14 protein-coding genes are annotated in these 20,317 nt (G+C 58.1%); 9 read left to right on the top strand and 5 right to left on the bottom strand.

Annotated elements, in window-relative coordinates; all coding sequences use genetic code 11:
• Positions 1–17 precede the first annotated feature (17 nt).
• Positions 18–3,275 carry a carbamoyl-phosphate synthase large subunit gene (gene carB / locus SH410x_RS03230; protein ID WP_473674559.1) on the bottom strand — a complete coding sequence of 1,086 codons (3,258 nt, stop codon included), beginning with the start codon at positions 3,273–3,275 and terminating at the stop codon, positions 18–20.
• Positions 3,276–3,487: 212 nt separating this feature from the next.
• Between carB and SH410x_RS03225 the strand changes: the two genes are divergently transcribed.
• The 6 genes from SH410x_RS03225 to SH410x_RS03200 all read left to right on the top strand — a co-directional run bounded on the left by SH410x_RS03225 (position 3,488) and on the right by SH410x_RS03200 (position 8,891).
• Complete coding sequence (locus SH410x_RS03225; protein WP_473674557.1) at positions 3,488–4,777, top strand: cytochrome c; 1,290 nt, start codon at positions 3,488–3,490, stop codon at positions 4,775–4,777.
• 99 nt (positions 4,778–4,876) lie between these two features.
• Entirely contained in the window at positions 4,877–5,344 is a 468-nt protein-coding gene (locus SH410x_RS03220; protein WP_473674555.1) for a four helix bundle protein, read from the top strand.
• A 77-nt stretch (positions 5,345–5,421) separates the two neighbouring features.
• Entirely contained in the window at positions 5,422–5,598 is a 177-nt protein-coding gene (locus SH410x_RS03215; protein ID WP_473674553.1) for a hypothetical protein, read from the top strand.
• Positions 5,595–6,698: a COX15/CtaA family protein gene (locus SH410x_RS03210; RefSeq protein WP_473674551.1), complete on the top strand. Its 1,104-nt coding sequence runs from the start codon at positions 5,595–5,597 to the stop codon at positions 6,696–6,698. The genes SH410x_RS03215 and SH410x_RS03210 overlap by 4 nt, the downstream gene beginning before the upstream one ends.
• Positions 6,699–6,807: 109 nt before the next feature.
• Complete coding sequence (locus tag SH410x_RS03205; RefSeq protein WP_473674549.1) at positions 6,808–7,923, top strand: protoheme IX farnesyltransferase; 1,116 nt, start codon at positions 6,808–6,810, stop codon at positions 7,921–7,923.
• Between the two features lie 5 nt (positions 7,924–7,928).
• Positions 7,929–8,891, top strand: a complete 963-nt coding sequence (locus SH410x_RS03200) for an ABC transporter ATP-binding protein (protein WP_473674547.1) — start codon at positions 7,929–7,931, stop codon at positions 8,889–8,891.
• A gap of 268 nt (positions 8,892–9,159) precedes the next feature.
• Here SH410x_RS03200 and pncA read toward each other — a convergent pair whose 3' ends face one another.
• Together pncA and SH410x_RS03190 are read right to left on the bottom strand one after the other, a co-directional pair.
• Positions 9,160–9,783, bottom strand: coding sequence for a bifunctional nicotinamidase/pyrazinamidase (gene pncA, locus SH410x_RS03195; RefSeq protein WP_473674545.1), 624 nt, complete (start codon positions 9,781–9,783; stop codon positions 9,160–9,162).
• Positions 9,780–11,273, bottom strand: coding sequence for a nicotinate phosphoribosyltransferase (locus SH410x_RS03190; RefSeq protein WP_473674543.1), 1,494 nt, complete (start codon positions 11,271–11,273; stop codon positions 9,780–9,782). The genes pncA and SH410x_RS03190 overlap by 4 nt, the downstream gene beginning before the upstream one ends.
• Positions 11,274–11,656: 383 nt before the next feature.
• On the opposite strand from SH410x_RS03190, the gene SH410x_RS03185 reads away from it, so the two are divergent.
• The 3 genes from SH410x_RS03185 to SH410x_RS03175 all read left to right on the top strand — a co-directional run bounded on the left by SH410x_RS03185 (position 11,657) and on the right by SH410x_RS03175 (position 16,179).
• Positions 11,657–13,030, top strand: coding sequence for a sigma-54-dependent transcriptional regulator (locus SH410x_RS03185; protein WP_473674541.1), 1,374 nt, complete (start codon positions 11,657–11,659; stop codon positions 13,028–13,030).
• Complete coding sequence (locus SH410x_RS03180) at positions 13,030–14,385, top strand: two-component system sensor histidine kinase NtrB (RefSeq protein ID WP_473674539.1); 1,356 nt, start codon at positions 13,030–13,032, stop codon at positions 14,383–14,385. The genes SH410x_RS03185 and SH410x_RS03180 overlap by 1 nt, the downstream gene beginning before the upstream one ends.
• A 177-nt stretch (positions 14,386–14,562) precedes the next feature.
• The gene (locus tag SH410x_RS03175) at positions 14,563–16,179 is read left to right on the top strand and encodes a transposase (RefSeq protein WP_473671510.1); all 1,617 of its coding nucleotides are present in this window, start codon (positions 14,563–14,565) and stop codon (positions 16,177–16,179) included.
• A gap of 208 nt (positions 16,180–16,387) precedes the next feature.
• On the opposite strand, the gene SH410x_RS03170 is transcribed toward SH410x_RS03175, so the two are convergent.
• Positions 16,388–18,193, bottom strand: a complete 1,806-nt coding sequence (locus SH410x_RS03170) for an ArnT family glycosyltransferase (protein ID WP_473674537.1) — start codon at positions 18,191–18,193, stop codon at positions 16,388–16,390.
• A gap of 20 nt (positions 18,194–18,213) precedes the next feature.
• A complete protein-coding gene (locus tag SH410x_RS03165) occupies positions 18,214–20,307 on the bottom strand; it encodes an alpha/beta hydrolase family protein (RefSeq protein WP_473674535.1) in 2,094 nt (697 codons plus the stop codon).
• Positions 20,308–20,317: the final 10 nt, after the last annotated feature.

The following is a 20,317-nucleotide window of genomic DNA, read 5'->3' as shown; positions in this document are numbered from 1 at the left end:
CGGACGGTGCCATTTGGCTACGCTTGGTTGTTCAGAGCGTAGCGATGTTGGAGCGACTCGACGTCCATCTCTTTTTCGCGGACCGCCCACATGGCGCGGACGGCCGCTTCGGCAGCCGCCAGGGTGGTGATGCAGGGAACACCGTGCTGGACGCCGGCGGCGCGGATTTTGCCCTCGTCGGTGCGTGCCCCCTTGCCGCTTGGAGTGTTCAGAATCAACTGCACGTCATCGTTCTTGAGATAGTCGATAAGGTTGGGATGCCCTTCGGCGATCTTCTTAACTTGCGTGACCGCGATCCCGGCTTCGGTGAGTCGCAGCGCGGTGCCCTCGGTGGCGAGCAGTTCAAAACCGAGTTCACTCAGTGCTTTGCCCAACTTGACGACGTCGTCTTTATGCCGTGCTGAGAGAGAGAGAAAGATCTTGCCCGATTCAGGCAGGACGGTGCCCGCGGCGAGCTGGCTCTTGGCAAACGCCATCGAGAACACTTCGCTAATCCCCATCACTTCGCCGGTGCTCCGCATCTCCGGGCCGAGCACGATGTCGACGCCCGCAAATTTCCGGAATGGGAACACACTCTCTTTGATCGAGACGTGGCGGGGAATCGGCTCTGTCGTGACGCCGAGTTCGGCGAGCGTTTTGCCGGTCATGACCTTGGTAGCGATCCCTGCGACGGGAATCCCGGTGGCTTTGGCAACAAACGGCACCGTTCGACTGGCCCGCGGATTGACTTCGAGAATGTAGACCTGTGGCCCGTCAACTTCGATCTTGACGGCAAACTGGATATTCATCAGTCCCACCACATTCAGCCGAGCGGCGAGTTTCCGCGTCGCGTCACGGATGTCGGCGAGCACGGGTTGCGTCAAACTAAACGAGGGGATGCAACAGGCCGAATCACCGGAGTGCACGCCAGCCTCCTCGATGTGCTCCATGATGCCCATGATGACACAATCGGTGCCGTCACTGATCGCGTCGACATCGACTTCGGTAGCGTCTTCGAGGAACCGGTCGATGAGCACGGGTTGTCCATCAGCGACAATGAACGCTTCGGCGACATACCGCTCGAACTGAGCCCGGTCATAGCAAATTTCCATGGCGCGTCCCCCAAGCACAAAACTGGGCCGAACCAGTGCCGGATATCCGATCCGTTTCGCTTCGATCCGCGCCTCTTCCATATTGCGAGCGATGCCCGCAGGCGGTTGCCGAAGCCCCAGTTCGTTGATCAGACTTTGGAATAGCTCGCGATCTTCGGCAGCATCGATCGTGTCCACGCTCGTACCGATAATTGGGATCCCCGACTCCTGCAAACCACGAGCAAGGTTCAGGGGTGTCTGCCCGCCGAACTGCACGATCACGCCATCGGGCTGCACTTCATCACAGATATTGAGCACATCCTCGATCGTGAGCGGTTCAAAGAACAGCATATCGGAGGTGTCGTAGTCCGTCGAAACCGTTTCCGGGTTGCTGTTGACCATGATCGATTCGATGCCGAGTTCCTGCAGCGCGAACGAGGCGTGACAGCAGCAGTAATCGAACTCGATACCTTGGCCGATGCGGTTGGGACCGCCACCAAGAATCATGATCCGTTTCTTGTCGGTTTTGGGCGGGACTTCCGATTCGGACTCATAGGTACTGTAGAAGTACGGCGTGAAGGCTTCGAACTCGGCCGCACAGGTATCAACACTCTTGAAGACGGGCCGAATATTTTGAGCGAGCCGGTGGCTGCGGACCTTCAATTCAGTGGTTCCCGTCATGGCCGCGATATGCCGATCGGAGAAGCCTCGTCGTTTGATGTCGCGAAGTTTTTCGGCATCGATTTTCTCAAGCGAGCCGAGCGCCGTGATTTCGTTCTCGATCTCGATCAGGTGCATCAAGTGCTCGAGGAACCATTCATCAATGTGCGTCAGGGCGTGGATATCCGCGACGCTCATGCCGGATTTCATGGCGTAGCGAATGTAGAAAACGCGTTCGCTACCCGGGGTGCTGAGTTTGGCCCGAATTTCGTCACGATCAGGCTGCTCGTCGGTGCCCCACTTATCCTTCGGGTCGCTGCCGAAGCCGAACGCACCGACTTCGAGGCCACGGAGTGCCTTTTGGAATGATTCTTGGAACGTGCGGCCGATGGCCATTGTCTCGCCAACGCTCTTCATCTGCGTCGTCAGCGTGGCGTCGGCTTCGGGGAACTTTTCGAAGGCAAAACGCGGTATTTTGGTGACGACATAATCGATAGTGGGCTCGAAACAGGCCTTGGTCTTCTGCGTGATGTCATTGGGCAACTCCCACAGGCGGTATCCGATGGCGAGTTTGGCTGCAATTTTGGCAATCGGAAAACCGGTCGCTTTGCTGGCCAGGGCACTGCTGCGGCTGACCCGTGGATTCATCTCGATCACGATCATGCGCCCGGTGTCCGGCTCGATCGCAAATTGGATATTGCTGCCACCCGTTTCCACGCCGATTTCGCGGATCACGGCCAGGGACGCATCTCGCATCCGCTGATATTCTTTGTCGGTGAGCGTTTGGGCGGGGGCGACGGTGATGGAGTCGCCCGTATGCACGCCCATGGCGTCAAAGTTTTCGATGCTGCAGATCACGACAACGTTATCGTCGCAATCGCGCATGACCTCCATCTCGTACTCTTTCCAGCCGATGATGGATTCTTCGATCAAGACTTCGGAGACCGGCGATTGATCCAGCCCGTTTTGCACCAAGGCATCGAAATCATCTTTATTGTAGGCGATTGCCGATCCTGAACCGCCCATGGTGAACGAGGGCCGAACGACAGCCGGGAGGCCGACTTTGGCGAGGGCGGCGCGGGCCTCGATGAGAGAATTGACCGTGAAGCCCGTACAGACATCGAGACCAATTTTCTCCATGGCCTCCTTGAACTGATCGCGTTCCTCGGCCTTGGCGATCACCTTGGCGTTGGCGGCAATCATTTCAACGCCGTATTTTTCGAGCACGCCTTGGGCATCGAGTTCCATGGCGATGTTCAAGGCCGTTTGCCCGCCGAGGGTGGGCAGGAGCGCGTCAGGGCGTTCCTTCGCGATGACTTTCTCGACGATCTGCCACGTCAGCGGCTCGATGTATGTCGCATCCGCGGTCGCAGGGTCGGTCATGATCGTGGCCGGGTTGCTATTGACCAACACGACTTCGTAACCCTCCTCGCGGAGTGCCTTGCAGGCCTGCGTGCCCGAGTAATCAAATTCGCAGGCTTGGCCGATCACAATCGGCCCGCTGCCGATAAGGAGAATTTTTTTGAGGTCGTCGCGTCGCGGCACAGTCGTGGATTCCAGAAAGCGAGTCAGGAGAGGTGACCAAATCTCGCGGAGGATAGCACGTTTTGTGCTGGGCGCAGAGGACGGTGCCTGCTGCGTTTTGTCGCGGAGCGTCGATTTCCTAGATTTGGGTGGTGTTCACCGTGGGTTGCTTGGCGACAATGGGGCGACGTTTTACCTCGCTGCTGTCCCCGACTCTGAAAAAATTTTTTTCGATGGCTCGTATTCCGATTCTCTACCGTCGCTTTTTTCGGCTGTCGCCCCCGTTTCGGGCCGCAACGCTGCTATTGGCGGTCGGTGCAGGGGGACTGGTCGTGGGATGCCGAGAATCAGCGCCCGAATTTGAACACGATCGGGTGCGGGCGATGTCCTTGGAAATTTCGCGGGATGTGCCGACCGAGGCGGCGATGGAGGACGTCGCCGCCGCGGTGGATAAGTTGTTCGGAACCCCTCAATCGCCGAACTGGCCACGGAACTGGATGAAAACGGAGGCCGAGCGCAATCTGGTATCGCTCGAGCAACTCACCGTCGCAGCGGGTGGCGTGACGAGCGATCAAGCGAACGTGCATACGGGGCTATACCAAGAGCACTGCGTGATCTGTCACGGCATTTCCGGTAGCGGCACAGGCGCGGCCTCGCGGTTCCAAGTGCCCTATCCACGCGACTTCCGGGTCGGCACCTTCAAGTGGAAATCGACGGCGAGATCTGAGAAACCGACCCGCTCCGATCTGGCTCACCTGCTGGTGACCGGCATCCCGGGAACCCCCATGCCCAGCTTCCGCACCCTGCCGTCGGCCGATCGCGAGGCATTGGTGGACTACGTGATCTATCTGGCGGTGCGAGGCGAAGTCGAACGGGAACTATTGGCCTTCGCCGTGGACATGCTGGATTACGACGAGGGGCCGCCGCCACAGGACCTCCGAATTCAGGTGCGAGATTCGCACGTGGGAACGGACATCGACGAATCGATCGACGTGAATCAGCTCAGCGAAGGCGAACAGACCATTGCCGCAGTGATCAACGATGTGGTCCAACGCTGGGTCAGTGCCGCGTCGTCGCCGGTCCCGCCACGACCACCCCTTGAGGGCGAAGCGCTCGCCGAATCGATCGCCCATGGCCGCGAACTTTTCAATGGCCCCATCGCGGGCTGTGCTGGCTGCCACGGCCAAGACGGTGTCGGCGGCTTGCCATCACTGGACTATGACGACTGGACGAAAGAATTCACGACCCGAATCGGGATCACCCCCGAGGACTCGGAGGCCGTCAAGCCATTCCGCAAGGCGGGGGCACTGCCACCGCGGAAAATCGAACCCCGCGTGTTGGCGGACGGTTTGTTTCGCGGCGGCGATGATCCCGATACGCTCTACCGCCGCATTCATTTCGGCATTGCTGGAACACCGATGCCGGGCATCGAGATCCGCGACGCCACGCAAGAATCGACAGGCCTCACGCCACGTGACGCGTGGGATCTTGTGAATTTTTTAGAAGAGAAAAAGGAAGAATAAGGGTGAAGAAGGAAGTCAGGGTTCAGGGTTCAGGGTTCAGGGTTCAGGGTTCAGGGTTCAGGGTTCAGGGTTCAGGGGAGAGAAACGGGGTGGAGGCAAATGAGTTTTCAATCGTTTGAAGATTTAATCGTTTGGCAACGCGGTAGACGATTGGCGGTGGATGTCTATGTTGAGTTGCGTGAGTGTCGAGATTTTGGCTTACGCGACCAAATGCAGCGTGCGAGTGTTTCCATCGCCTCAAATATTGCAGAAGGTTATGAGCGTTCACCGAAAGACTTTGCAAGATTTCTTGCGATTGCCATTGGCTCGTCCTCTGAGTTGCGAACGCAACTTTACATTGCAGCGGATCTCTCGATAGTGAACGGCGAAACCGCTGCTGGATTGATCGACGAAACGAAACAACTCAACCGCATGATGCGTGCCCTCGCGAAAAAGCAACTCGAAAAGAAAATGGAAAAGAGTTCAGAGAAAGGAGGGTTCAGGGTTCAGGAAGAACTGAGCGCCTACAATGAATACGACCCAACTCTAACCCTAACCCTCCCCCCCAACCCCAACCCTGAACCCTGAACCTCTTCCCCCACCCTTTCCCCTCCCTTCCCCCTCCCTCCTGAACCCTGAACCCTCTTTCCTCTGAACCCTTCACAATGCGCGATACCTTTCGAAGTTTTGGTGCGATTACCGGCCTGGCCCTGGGCCTGGGCCTGATGTGGTTGCTGGGGTGGGGAGGGATGGTGCCGGCCGCGATTTTCGGTGCAGGCGGGGCTGTGCTCGGTGGGATGAGCGGCGAGCGGATTGCCGATCGAGGGGGCCGCCCCAAGTGACCACAACGACTTCAACAACGAGCTCAACACCGATTTCCGCGACCGCCTACAGCACTCCGTCCGCCGAACTTGCGGATACGGCGGCGATTGCTTCGCCGTGGCCGCGGCGATGGGCATGCACGTTGGTCGTGCTCGTATGGCCGTTGATCTGGGTCGGCGGCTTGGTCACGACCTATGACGCGGGCATGTCGGTCCCGGATTGGCCGGGGACCTACGGCTATAACTTGTTTTTGTACCCCTTGTCGACGTGGTTGCTGGGACCGTTCGACTTGCTCATCGAGCATGGCCACCGGTTGCTCGGCGCCCTGGTGGGATTCGTCGCGATTATTTTTTTGATTGCCGCATGGCGAGGCGATCAACGCCGCTGGGTAACAGTGCTGGCGGCGGGCGTGTTACTGGCGGTGATCGGTCAGGGTGTGTTAGGTGGGATGCGGGTCACGATGAGCGCACGGTTGCTGGCGATGGTGCACGGCTGTACCGGACCGTTGTTTTTTGCGTTGTGCGTCGTGGCGGCATGCGTCACGGGGCGGCGTTGGCAGCGTGGTTCCGTATTGACCGCTGCGGGCGCGGGGCAAGACAGTGAACGCACGCCCGACGGGACACGAGAAACGCCGGTCGCTGTGAATCGCTCGCCTAGCATGGCGTGGCCGGTTCTGCTGCTCGCCGTCGCATATTTACAGATTTTACTGGGGGCACAGCTACGGCATGCGTTGCCGACATCGAGTCCCGGCATGTTTGCCCATACGGCGATGACCCACGTCGCGACAGGGATTTTCCTATGGCTCCTGACGTGGGTTGTCTGGAATGTCATGCGGGGGTGCGGCGATTTGACGCTTTCGCGTCCTGCGGCAGGCTTGGTATGCTTTGTCGCCCTGCAGTTACTGCTCGGCGCGGGGACCTGGATCGTGAACTACGGATACCCATCCCTTTTGGAATGGTTACCTGGCAGCACTTCGTACCGACTGGCGTCGAAAGACCTGCTCGATGCTTGGATTGTGACAGGCCACGTGGCGATGGGGTCGCTGATTTTGGCCATTTCGACTCTATTGGCCGTGCGGCTGCGACGTCGTCGCTGGGTGTTGGCACAATTGCCCGCGTGATCGGTTTGCTCATCGGGCGCTGGCGTCGGGCGTGCGACCGAGCAAGTCAGCCGGAACGGGCTGACACACTTTTTTTCTTCAATGAACTCTTCTCTTGACGGGGCCGCTCATGGCGACCGATTGCCGCGAATCGTCGACCGCTCTCTTGGATGAACCTCCCGTGATGCCCGACGATTCCGTGATGCCCGACGAGCCTGAAATGGCTGGGGAGCCGGTAGCGCCCGGCGCGATGGACCGCTCGATCGATACTGTATCGAGCCCATCGGTTGACATCCAAACGGGAACCGCCGCGCCATCAACAGCGAAAAAGCCCCAGCGAGAACGTGAGCCGACGATGATGGGTGACTTCATCGAGCTGACCAAACCGCGGATCGTGACGATGATTCTGGTCACGACGGTAGCCTCGGCCTGGATCGGCATGGCAGCTCCGGCGGGCGTGATGCTGTCGATCGGTGCTTGGCTGATCCTGTTGGTCGGCACAGGCTTGGTTGCTGGCAGTGCAGGGGCAGCGAACCAGGTTTGGGAACGGTCCATTGACCCGTTGATGCAGCGTACCGCTTCGCGTCCGCTGGCGTCTCGTCGGATGTCGCCGGCCACCGGGGTGGCGTTCACCTCAACCTTGGGTTTGCTCGGCACGGCACTGCTGGCATGGCGGTTTGGTGCCGCCCCGGCACTCGTTGGCGTGGCGACATGGATCGCTTATGTGCTGATCTACACGCCGATGAAAACGCGGACGGCTTGGAATACGACGGTCGGCGCGATCGCCGGGGCGATGCCCGTTTTCATGGGATATACCGCCGCGGGCGGACTGATGACCGACGTGGCGGGTTGGATGCTGTTCGGCGTATTGGCCTGTTGGCAGTACCCACACTTCATGGCCATCGCCTGGCTGTGCCGCCGACAGTACGCCGAAGCAGGTTTTCAGATGACCACAACGGTCGACCCGAGTGGCCGCAGTGCTGCTTGGCAGAGCATCGTGGGTGCCATCGCGTTGGCGGCTTGCGGCGTGATCTTATGCATGGCTCCGGCGGGCGAATTGATCCTCTCGGCGGCCAGTTTTGTGACGTCTTTCCTGGTCATTGTGGCAACTTGGCCCTTATTGGCCGCCGCCGTTCGGTTTGCGGGCCAGCCTGATGACCTGCGGGCTCGCAAGATGATGCGTTGGTCGCTGGTCGTGTTGCCGGCGGTGTTGCTTGTGATGACGCTACGCATGATCGGACTGTGATCACAATGGACGCGAACCCTCAAACGATTCCCAGCGCGGCAGTATCGGTCCTGGGTCTAAGCCATCGCTACGGCCCGACGCTCGCGCTGGACGACTTGGACCTGAGCGTCAGCGGCGGTGAAATTGTAGCCGTGCTCGGTAAGAACGGCAGTGGCAAGACAACCCTGTTCCGTCTCTTGAGCACGTTGCTGCCGGTGCAACAGGGCCGCATCTCGATCGCTGGTGCCGATGTGAGCAGCGAGACGATGGCGGCACGCGGTCGGCTCGGCATCATTTTTCAGTCACCGAGCTTGGACATCAAACTCACCGTCCTTGAAAACCTACGCTGCCAGGGTGCCCTCTACGGATTGTCCGGCGATCGGTTGCGAAATCGCTGTGATGAATTGCTGAAACAATTTACCCTCGAAGATCGCCGCGACGAGTTTTGCCAAACCCTGTCAGGCGGCCTGAAACGACGTGTCGAACTCGCCAAAGGATTGCTGCACCGCCCGCCCGTGATGCTGCTCGACGAACCGAGCACGGGACTGGACCCGTCGGCCCGGTTGGCGCTGTGGGACGCCCTGGAATCACTCGCGGCCGAAGGCGTTGCGGTGATGTTAACGACGCACTTAATGGACGAAGCCGCCAAGGCGTCTCGGGTCGTGCTGCTCGACGCGGGCCAGAAGATCGCCGACGCGCCGCCGGCAAAACTACAGCGTTCCGTTGGCGACCGCGTCCTGAGCATCGTCGCCGATGACACGTCGAGCGCCGAGGCATACCTGCGAGACGAGCTGCATCTGAATCCGCTGCGCCTTGGTCGCACGCTACGCGTAACGAGCGAGCAATCAGGCTCGCGCGACCTCACCGAGTTGCTCGGCCCCATCGCTGAGCGACTCGGCGATGGCGTCGAATCGATCTCGATCGGCCGAGCGAGTCTCGAAGATGTCTTCGTCGCCATGACCGGCAAGGCGTTTGAGGACGCGGGGTGAACAACACCGCAGGCGAACAGCGTGTTGTTCACCGCAAAGCGGTCCAAGACGGTAGCCGGCGGTCGCGTTAGCGCACCGCCGGTAGACAAAACAAATGACGACCGACCCCGAAGGTGGTTGCACAACACGGCGGCGTCTGCGACCCCTTCGGGGGCCAATTGGTGGAAACACGTACTATCCGGTGGTGCGCTGCCGCGACCACCGGCTACCATCTGCGATGCCTTCGTCATCAATATGTAGGTAACCGACAGGGCTGACGCCCCAGGAATCAGGCCACTGCGGGCACCTCACTACTGTTCACTCGCCGCACGCCTGCCCGTTCCATCTCATCGATGGCTCGCTCGCAGTCACCTGCGTGCAGATCCACCCCGCGACACCCGTCGTCGATTAAATAGGTGGTCAATCCTAGTTTTGCGGCGTCGATCGCGGTCGCGCCGACACAGTAGTCGGTGGCCAAGCCCATCACGTAGACGTCTTGGACGCCCATGCGTTGCAGGTAGTCCGCCAAGCCCGTTCCCACCGCGCCACCATTGTCAAAAAAACCACTGTAGCTGTCTCGCCTGCGATCGGTGCCCTTTGGGAATACTTTCGTGATCAGAGCGGATTGCAATCGAGTAGGGAACTCGCTACCGCGCGTTCCCGCCACGCAGTGAACGGGCCAGAGGACTTGGGGCAGACCGTCGAGATCAACGAGATCGCCTACGGACTTCCCGGCATGCTCGCGTGCGAAGCTCAGATGGTTGGGCGGATGGCAATCTTGGGTCGCGATGACGATGTCGAAACGCGGCATTAAACGATTGGCGATCTCGATAACCTCGTCGCCGCGCGGTACCGCGAGCGCGCCGCCAGGCAAAAAATCATTTTGGAGATCAACCAGAATCAACGCGTTCATGCTCGCTCCCGTGCGGCTTGGATCATGTCGGCTTTCAAATCACTCAGTCCTCGTTCCAGCCCCACGGGATACTCGTGCGGGTTTTCAAATCGTTGCACCGCCATAGGCGTCCGGCTCAGTTGATCCCGCACTCGATCACGGATCGCCTGCAGACTCGGTGACTCGCCGACGCGTTCACCGGCCCGGAACACAGGCTGCAATAAATCCGTGGCCTGCATGTCCTTCGCAAAAGTCTTTTGACGAATGGGATCAGCAGGATCCACCATCGTAGCGTCACCGGCGTGATCCCACTTGGTCTGTTCATCGAAAATCATGTCACCTCGATGCTCGGACGCTTGCTCAAACCGGCGGACTTGCAGGATCCCCGGATTGCTCACCTTCGCGGTTTGCTCGGACAGCTTGATGCGAGGTTGCCACACACCGGATTCATCACGAATCGCGCCCAGTTTATAAACGCCACCCAGGGCAGGTTGATCGAATGCGGTGACCAGTTTCGTTCCCACACCCCAAGTATCGATGCGTGCGCCCTGCAGTTTCAAACTGGTGATCAATCGCTCGTCGAGATCGTTGCTCGCGACGATGCTTGCATGGGGAAAACCTGCCTCGTCAAGAATTTTCCGCGCCTCGATACTCAGCCACGCCAGATCACCGGAATCCAATCGAATGCCCAGCATCTCATGGCCGGATGCCCGCAGTCGGTGCCCGACCTCCACGGCACTGCGGACACCCTCGAGCGTATCATAGGTATCGACGAGGAACACGCAATTATTAGGCATCGCATCGGCATACAATTCAAATGCCTCGCGTTCGCTCGGGAACGTCATCACCCAGCTGTGAGCATGTGTCCCGACGACTGGCATTCCATACAATCGACCTGCCATGACATTTGACGTCGCTGCACAACCACCAATGAAGGCGGCCCGTGACGCCGACAACGCGCCATCAATCCCCTGCGCCCTCCGCAATCCGAACTCGATCACACGATCAGACGCCTGGGGTAAAAACACTCCTGCTGCCGAGCAAACCCGTGCCGCTTTGGTGGCGATCAAGGTCTGGAAATTGATCAGATTCAACAGCGGCGTTTCGACGAGCTGGCACTGCAAAATTGGCCCCGTCACTCGCAATATAGGCTCATGCGGGTAGACCGTGGTACCTTCGGCAACCGCGTCGAGGTCGCACGCCCAACGCAGTTCACCCAGATAGTCGAGGAACGCGTCCTCAAAGAGTGGCTGCTTGTCGGCACCGGTGAGCGTTCCCAGATAGCTCAAATCCGGAGAGTCAAATCGCAGCTCCTGAAGATACTCCACTGCCGTTTGCAATCCGCATGCGATGGCGTACCCACCCTCAAACGGAGCCTTGCGAAAGAAGAGGTGAAACACGGCCTCCCGTTCGGCCAGCCCCTGTTTCCAATACCCGTAGGCCATCGTGAGCTGGTAAAGATCGGTCAACAAAGACAAGGACGGTCGATAGAGTTCGTTGAGTCGATTCATGTTTATGTCGCAATTGAGCAAACGTTTTTAGTCACGACAGTCTACCGAGGTTTGGGTTCACCGAGCGGCCGCGTCGTGCTCATGAAATCAAACGGCGGCCCCCTACCTGCAAAACTTTTCACCATGATATGCAACAATCTGCACAGGCAGCTCGCTGAGTGCTTTTTTTGTTGATAAAATATCGAGTGAGTAGCCGACCACCCCATGGCAGCCGCCCCATGTTTCGGGCGGCATTGGTGTCCCATTGGGTAGCGGCTGGTCGCATATTGAGCTCTTGTGAGGGTATTCGGCCCGCAACGTGCTCTCGTGAAGACGGGTTCATGCCATCTCAAAGGTTTCCGGCCACCGGACCGTCAACTCGCCTCGCAACTCACTTCAGCGTTATGCCCCACCCCGATCCGTTTGGCGTCTTGATTGTCGACGACGAACCCAACATTCGATCCGGACTTGCCCGCGGACTCGCTGGGGATGCCGACCATGTCGAGACGGCAGCCAACGCGTCCGAGGCGCTGGCGAAACTTGAGAAGGGCAGTTTCCCCCTCGTGATCGTCGATGTGAGACTGAACTGCGAGATGACGGGGATCGATTTACTACAAAAAATCATCCATTCGCGACCTCAAACCGCGGTGATTGTGATCACGGCTCATGGCACGGTGGAGACGGCCGTCGAGGCCATGCGGGCCGGCGCATTTGACTTCGTGCTCAAACCTCTCGATCTCAATCTCGTTCGCCAGCAGGTACGTCGGGCCCGCGACCATTTCGACTTACAAATGGAAAACCAGCGGCTGCGCAGCCGTTTAGTTGATTCCGGCGAGATGTCGGAGATTGTCGCGGGAGGGGCTGCGATGCAGGATGTATTTCGGCAAATTCGTCAAGTTGCCGCCACGGAGGCCACCGTCATGATCCACGGCGAAAGCGGGACGGGCAAGGAGCTCATCGCCCGCGCCCTCCACGAACTGAGCGACCGCAGCAAAGGCCCGTTCATTGCAGTCAACCTCGGTGCATTGCCCGAAACGCTGCTCGAAAGCGAATTATTTGGTCACGAGAAAGGCTCCTTCAGCGGCGCCACGCGGCAGAAACCTGGTTGCTTTGAGCAAGCCTCCTCGGGTACGCTGTTTCTCGATGAAGTGACGGAGATGTCGGCCAAGAGCCAAGTCGACTTATTACGCGTACTCGAGACCCGCGGCTTCACTCGCGTTGGTGGCGAGGAGCTCCTACATTCGGATGCTCGCGTCGTCTCGGCGACCAACCGCCCCGTCCAAGACCTGATCGATGATGGCACGTTTCGTGACGACCTTTATTACCGGCTCAATGTCATCCCGATTGAGCTGCCACCGTTGCGAGGTCGCCGCGAAGACATTCCTTTACTCGTTGAACATTTCCTCGAACACTTCTGCACTCGCCACCGCCGCGAAATCAAACGGCTGTCCCCTGAGGCCATGCAAACCATGATCACCGCAGCCTGGCCGGGCAACGTTCGGCAACTTCGCAACGTGATCGAACGCATGGTCATTACGGCCGCTGGCGACGTGATTCATGAGAACGAGTTGCCACCCGAACTGCGTAAAACGGTGAATCCAGTTGCCGCCGCCGCCACGTCGGTCGTCCCGTTAGCCGAAGTGGTTGAGGCCTGTGAGCGACAGGCGATCACCGCGGCTTTGGAAGCGTCGGGAATGCATCGTGAAAAAACCGCCAAAACGCTCGGTATCAGCGTTCGCACCCTGCACTACAAAATGGGCCGATTCGGGCTGCACTAATGATTGACGCTCCCGGGGGGCGCGGTGTTCGGCGGCTCGCCATCGGACTGGCCGTGCTCAGTTGCCTATCGTTTTTCACCACGGCCTGGATTTTCTCCGCCGTCAGTCGCGAACAGGAAATCGTCAGCCAGATCGTCAAACACCTGCCCGAGAGCGATCTCGCGGTGGCTTTGGAACTGAAAGGGGAACTCGTTCTACAGCGCAGCCTATTGCTTTTGCTCGTGATCGATTTTGCCGCTGCAGGCGTCGCACTTGTCTTCGTCGTTCGCGCCTACCTATCGAGTGAGCAATCCCTGGAAGACGTCAAGGTGCTTTCCTCAGACATCCTTGCCAGCATGGATGCCGGAGTCATCACGACGGACCCGGACGGCACGCTCACCAGCATCAACCCACGCGGCGGAATACTGATCGGGCTGCACGACCCAGATCAGCAACAACTCGCTTCGGGGATTGGTCACAATATTAGTGAGATCGGCCTCGAGCACGCGTCGCTGGACGAAATACTTGATGAGACCCGGCGTTTCGGGCACCCCATCCGCGACCGCGACTACTGCATCATTCGAGACGGCCATACCCAGACTCTCCGCGCCGGATGCACGCGGCTCCACAATCGGGCGGACGACGAAATTGGATTCGTCCTGCAGGTCCGCGACGTCACCCAGAAAGCTCTGATGGAAGAACGACTGCGACGCATGGAGCGGTACATGGGACTCGGCTCCCTGGCCGCGGGCCTCCAACATGAGATCAAAAATCCGCTCGCGGCACTGGCGCTCCATATCCAACTGCTCTGCGAACGATTGGCCACCGAAACCGACGACGCCGAAGTCAACGAGTCTCTCAGCATTCTCAATGCCGAAGTCAAACGCATCGGTGACGTGCTCGATGGCTTTCGCAACTATGCGTCCATCAATGACATTGGACGCTCACCTGTCGATGTCGGCGAGCTAGTTGAGAAACTCGTGCGTCTACTTCGCCCACATGCTGAGAAGCAGAACGTTAAGCTTGAGGTGGACCGGTCCAATGAAGAGATTGCATTCATTCAAGCCGATTCGGCACGCCTCGAACAAGTCTTCCTGAATCTGGCCCTCAACGCCATCGCAGCGATGCCCAGCGGTGGTGTCCTGCAATTCGTCATCTCCAGTGAAAACGATGGTATTCGCATCGACGTGATCGATACCGGCAAGGGAATCCCGGCCGACATCCAGTCCCAAATCTTTGACCCTTACTTCACGACCCGTAGCGATGGTACCGGCATGGGCCTCGCCCTCTGCGATAAAATCATCCGCCAACACAACGGCAACCTCGATTTCGAGACGGGCCCCAACGGTACCACCTTCACCGTCCAGCTCCGGTAGCTCACGATGAATTCCAATCTCGACATGTGATAGCAACGCGGGATCAATAACTGGCGTAGTGGATCTTGTTAAGACGCGCCCGACAAAAGTCTCATGCTACCGGCTTCTTTCGTGGGCGAGATGCGTTACCTTTTGCTGTATGGATTTAGCTTTTTTCTTCGAGTGGTCGGTTAGTCAGTGAAAACCATCGAACTACCTACGCAGCAAAGACTTTTCGACCCGTTCGAGGGCGTCATCGGCCCCATGGGGCGAAAGATGATCGACAACGGATGGCAGGGCCTCCTTCGCGACGTGCTCTTGGAGCAGATGCCCATCGGCCTCGTCGGTGAGCATCTCAGTGACGATCAAGGACGACCAACCTTTGAGTTGCACGCGATCATCGCGCTCCTTTGGATCCGTGACTTTCAAGGCTGGACGGTCCCCCAGACCCACGAAGCACTGCTGTTCCGAACCGACATCCAGTACGCACTGAACTTGGAGCCAAGCACCGAAGTCACTCAGCGAACCATTGAACGCTACATCGCTCGAATGCAAAGCAACGAGAAGATCGGTGAGGAGATCTTCGCAGGCGTTACCGACACCCTGCTGCAAAGCATGGAAGTCAAAGTCAAAAAACAGCGTCTCGATTCCACCCATGTGCTCAGCGACATGGCCACCCTGGGACGCGCCCAAATGATCGGCGTGGCACTGCGGCGGTTCTTCAAGAAAGTCGAAAAGCACGACGCTCAGTCTGGTTCGGCTAGGCTGATCGACCGATTTGACGACGAGCTTTTGGCCCGCTACCGCAAGCAATCTGACAGCCGAATCTTTGGCGACGCACGCACTACCGAACAGCGGAAAATTGCGTTGCAGCAAGCCGCCGAAGACCTCTGCTTAATCCTCAATGAATTAACCGAAACCAAGCCGATCTGCGACTGGGACTCCTTCAAACAACTGCAAACGATCTTTAACCAGCAGTGCGAGCTTCGGGAGGAATTCGTCGAAGTTCGCAAGAAAACCGGCGGCCATGTGATCGTCAATCCGTCGGATGCCGACGCCACCTATAGCGGTCACAAAGGAGCCGGATACCAGGTTCAAATCGCCGAGACGTTCAACGAAGACGGCGAGCCGAACTTGATTACTTCGGCCAAAGTCGAAACCGCTGCGGACAACGACGCCGATGCGGTCTCGCCGGTGTTGGAGGACTTGAAAAAGCGAGACGCCATGCCAGACGAACTGCTGGCTGATACCGCTTACGGTGGCGATGCCAACGTCGAGTCGGCTAAGCAAGAAGGCGTCGAATTGGTCGCTCCGGTGCCAGGCTCGAAGAAGTACGATGCTGATGAAATCGGCTACGACCAATTCAAGCTCAACTGCGCCGGTGAACTGGAGTCTTGCCCGGCTGGTCACGCTCCCGAGTCGACCAACTACAACGCCAAAGGCGACTACACTTTCGCACAGATGGATCCCGAGAAGTGCCAGCACTGTCCGCTGCTTGCACACTGCCGCGTTCAACGCAATCGGGACACCGAGCAGCCGACCGGCCGCATTCAATTTACCGGCAGTGCGGTTCGAGCCGACGCGCGTCGTCGCCACGAGCAGAGCGACGAGTTCCGCGATAGGTACCGTTGGCGGTCGGGTATCGAAGGGACCAACGGCTGCCTCAAGCGAATGATGGGCTTGGGTCGGCTCCGCGTTCGCGGCCACAATGCGGTGAAGCTTTCGATCCTACTGAAGCTGGCCGGTTGGAATCTGCTTCGAGCGGTGGCAATGCGCCGCCAGCGAAAGAATTCGCTCCAATTGGCCACTAACTAGGAAAAACAGGGGCAATAGGCGACTAGGACGACGGTTCATGTAGAGCCTGCGACTCCTCGACAGTCAAACCAGGGCCTCCAGAGATCCCCAGCTAAAAACTTTTGCACCACCAAAAAAAGTCGCCCGCAGCAAAGCCACCTAATGTCGGGCGCGTCTTAACAAGATCCACTACGGAAAGTCCGTCACTTATTGTTCCTACCATCCTTATTCATTCGCTGTCACCTATGCCCTCGCTGTCGTATCCCAACTGACGTCGCAGCCGGACGGCGTCTTCATCCGTGACGTGGTAGATATAGATCGAGTATCCCGCCCGCGCGATCGGTTCGAGATGTTGAAAATAAGTGAAGCGAGGTTCCGGGAGCCACTGCGTGCTGCCATCGGGCTGCCAAACGAAAAAGCGATAACCTCGCAGAAAGTTCACGCTGATCGCGTAGTACCCGGGCTGCGGTCCCACATCAGGGTCGTCCATTTTGCGTCCCTGATCTGGCGGATGCATTGGTGGCAGCCGAAAGGGGATGCCCACGTCCGAGGGGCCATAGCTGCCAAAATAGGCGATGCCCAGCGGTTTCGCTTCGGGATGCTGCTGCAGCCAATCGTCGAGGTCTTGCAGATCCTGGCCCCAGTCGATGTTACTGTCGAGCAGATGAGCGTGCCCACCCATCGGCCCACCGGCGAGCTCATGGAAGTACGACAATCCATGAGGCGCGATCCGCACACTGCTCGCTAGAACCGCCAGCACCAGCAGCGAAGTCGTGTACGCGATCGCGCGGTGCCCGGCGGGAAACGACCGAGCCAGCTTGGACACAAAGATGAACGCAAACGGCGCGATCGGCATCGCGTAGCGAACGTGACTGTTCAGCCCTACCTGGGAACTGAGAAATGCGAAATAACACACTGCGGGAATGACGACGAATGCCTCGTTTGCTGCCGAACTCCGGTATCGCCATCCAAACACTGCCGCAAGAATCACCAGCAGGATGGTCCCCATCGGCGTTTTGACCGCCAGTCCATACAGGTAGTAGTACCACCAACCCGTCGGGCTGAAATCTCCGCCCAGGTAGGCGAGTTTTGGATTGCGTTCGAAATTTCTTTTCAGCGTGTCGATGCCGAGAACATAGTCTTCTGGGAAGGGGACCGGGACTCGGTCGAGCCACCCGTCCCGGAAACGATTCCCGATACCATCCTCGCCGCTGAGTGAGCTGCTGGCGAATTCGAAGTCCCCGAGCGGCCGCAGCGATCCTTCAAAGAGATACCCCATATTCAGCACGTACAAGGCTAGCACGAGAGCGAAAAACATCTGAGCAAAGCGAAGCCTACGACCACAGCAGGCACAGTCAGTTCTAAAAATCCAAACGGAGCCAATCAGGGGAATAAAAACCAGCAGCAAGATGGCGTTCATCCGCGTCAGCAACAGCAACCCCAAGCTAAGACCCAACAAGAGCGTGCGACCCATGGTTGGCGCGCTGAGCCATTTCCATAGCATATAAAATACCAGGACGCTGAAAGAGGTTGTCGCAACATCCGAGGTGATGAGTGACGCGTGAGCGGTGATATTCGGATCGAAGCACCACAGACTCAGTGCGAGCAAGCCCGCTCCACGACCATACAAGTCGCTGGCCCAGGAATAGCACACCCACGCCCCCAATAGGCAAAAGGGCAAGCACGCGATGCGGGCCAACGTCATGTAAGCATAAATACTCCGGCCATTGGCGGCGACGAAGCGATGTGCGACGTCAAATACAGGCATCCTGCCCGGTGCAGGCACGTAAGTCCCCCAATCCGTCGAAACATCCGTTGCCAGCAGCGGCAGGGCCGCGACACATCGCACTAAGGGTGGACAAGCTCGATAGAGTTCAAAACGACCGGTTTGCCAGTGGTCGATCCCAGCAGGTAGGTACGCGGATTCATCAAAAGTGGGTGAACATCTCGTTGCGGTCCAGACAACCAGGACGACTTGAATCGCAACGACTCCGAACGCAATAAACGGTATCCGCTTCGAAAACGATTCGGCCATCAGACGTTTCCACAGCTTGACTACTTTGTGTTCTCGACAATGATGATGTCGTCACAGAAATCGGGCCACTGCGTTGACTGCCACTGAGCCAGTTCCTCGCCGGAGACTTCAATCTCCAATTGCTCCACCCGATCCGCTGCCATCATCACGACTTGTGGCATCTCGACGTAGCGGCTGACGTTCAAAATATCGGGAGCGTTGCGATTACGGGCTGGCAAATCAACCAGCGTCAAATCAGCGATGTGATCCTCAAACAGCGATGCGTACAACGCCCACACAGCCGCGTCGCCTGTAGCGGTGAGACGGCGAGGGCGACCGCGAAGTGCGTCGATCTCCGCCGTTGCCTGCAATGCTCGGCGCACGTCAAAGATCTGCATGGACGCGGCCGTTTGGCCCAATAGCATGAACCGCCGCCGGATGTGTCTTCGCGTCTTTTCGTCCGTCGACCACTGCGTAGGACCGACACCGCGGGGAGTGACCCATGCGCAGGTGGAGCCCTTGAGCGTTTCACTCAATGAATTCCACGCCCCCGCATCCGGTTCCACGCTCGATACGATTTCCGGAAACAGATGAGCCAGCGCCGGAGCGATGTCATCCCAACGCTGCTCGTCGAGGACCTTCACGTCGATGGGACTGCTGTCACGCACAGCGCCGTCTCTCGCTGCATCCGCGTGGGTGTCCTCGACGACAAACATGGTCAGTCGATACGGTGATTGCGCGGTGTATTCGATCGCTCGAATCCGCAACGAGCCTTGCTCCGTTTCGGCAATGACTTTTGTGTCGAGAGATACTGAATCGAATTCCGGCCAACCGCGAAAGCACTTGTCTTGCAGGGATTTCATCCAACCCTGACTCAATTTCTGAAACTCATCCTTCGATTCGGGCAGTTCCGCGCCAGAAGCCTTCGGTACAAAAGTTTCTTGAATGGTGGTGACGCGTTCGTCATCAGGCAGTTCCTCGAAAACCTTCAGTTCGCCGGTTTCAAAGTAGGGCGCCGCCACCTTTTCGATCAGAGACTCATCCTTCTTTAAATAGCGATTGAACCAATGGAAAGCGTGGACTCGCAGATTTTGCGTATCGAGGTGAGGTCCTTCGACGATATTGAGCCCCAGTTTCGATTTGGCCCCATAGAGTTCATAAATCCGCTGGACTTTGGTGTATACATCGACGACGCCATCGAGTGGAAAGATCGAGTCTTTGTCTGTATTGGAAATCAATAGTGGCCGCGGCGCAATCAGCGCGGCGACCATGGGGTAATCCCAGCGGTAGGTATTGACCATATACATGCAATCGCAGTGCCCCTCGACGCATCCGTCAACGACATGATTTTTTAAGTTCGTGATGCCAGCGACCGGCACCGCGACTTTGATGCGTTCGTCCAGCGCCGCTGCCCACCATGAATAGGCACCACCGCCACTGCGCCCGGTAATACCAATGCGATCGGAATCGACTTCGGGGCGGGATTGCAGGTAGTCGATCGCGCGGATTGAATTCCACGCTTCCACACCCGCCGGTGTGTAGCCCCGGTTATTCCACCACCACATCCCGTACCGATAGGTACCATGGTGAACACCTTCGATTTCCCCGAGCTGGATCGTATCGATGGTTAAACAGACGTACCCATTGCGGGCGAACCATTCCCCGTGGTGCTGGTAATGCGTCTTGTTGCCAACGCTCACTCCGCCGGACGTCTCGCCGCCATGACCGCACACGTACAGGATCGCGGGCAAGGGTTCCGTCACGCCCTTAGGACGATACAGATTCCCCGTAACGTATAACCCCGGGAGCGACTGAAAATGCAACTTCTCGACACGAAACTCATCACTTTCGAGAGTGCCTGTCGTGACCGGGTGCAAATCCGTTCGCTCTGGCATTGGATCGAGTCCGAGCATCTCTTGCAGCTCGTGTCGGTACCCCACTCGTTTTTGTTCCCAGTCCTCGAGTGTCTTGATCTCCGCAAACGTCGACTCACTGAGTTTCGTCGTTTCCCCCGCAAAATACTCTGCGACCAAGCGATCCCCCTGTTCAGTCGGGGACGTTGAATCGTCGGCACTGCAAAAACAAGTTGGAATGGGCAGCAATACCAGCAGCAAAACAATCTGACGGAGACACACGGCGAAACCC

Source organism: Rhodopirellula sp. SH410 (genome assembly GCF_055811895.1).
Note: the sequence above shows the minus strand (reverse complement) of the source record. Positions and strands in the feature narration are given on the sequence as shown.

Bases quoted from the DNA above. Each gene is read 5' to 3' on its own strand.
- SH410x_RS03225 (WP_473674557.1), top strand. From the start codon at position 3,488: ATGGCTCGTATTCCGATTCTCTACCGTCGCTTTTTTCGGCTGTCGCCC.
- SH410x_RS03220 (WP_473674555.1), top strand. From the start codon at position 4,877: ATGAGTTTTCAATCGTTTGAAGATTTAATCGTTTGGCAACGCGGTAGA.
- SH410x_RS03215 (WP_473674553.1), top strand. From the start codon at position 5,422: ATGCGCGATACCTTTCGAAGTTTTGGTGCGATTACCGGCCTGGCCCTG.
- SH410x_RS03205 (WP_473674549.1), top strand. From the start codon at position 6,808: ATGGCGACCGATTGCCGCGAATCGTCGACCGCTCTCTTGGATGAACCT.
- SH410x_RS03200 (WP_473674547.1), top strand. From the start codon at position 7,929: ATGGACGCGAACCCTCAAACGATTCCCAGCGCGGCAGTATCGGTCCTG.
- pncA (WP_473674545.1), bottom strand. From the start codon at position 9,783: ATGAACGCGTTGATTCTGGTTGATCTCCAAAATGATTTTTTGCCTGGC.
- SH410x_RS03190 (WP_473674543.1), bottom strand. From the start codon at position 11,273: ATGAATCGACTCAACGAACTCTATCGACCGTCCTTGTCTTTGTTGACC.
- SH410x_RS03185 (WP_473674541.1), top strand. From the start codon at position 11,657: ATGCCCCACCCCGATCCGTTTGGCGTCTTGATTGTCGACGACGAACCC.
- SH410x_RS03180 (WP_473674539.1), top strand. From the start codon at position 13,030: ATGATTGACGCTCCCGGGGGGCGCGGTGTTCGGCGGCTCGCCATCGGA.
- SH410x_RS03170 (WP_473674537.1), bottom strand. From the start codon at position 18,193: ATGGCCGAATCGTTTTCGAAGCGGATACCGTTTATTGCGTTCGGAGTC.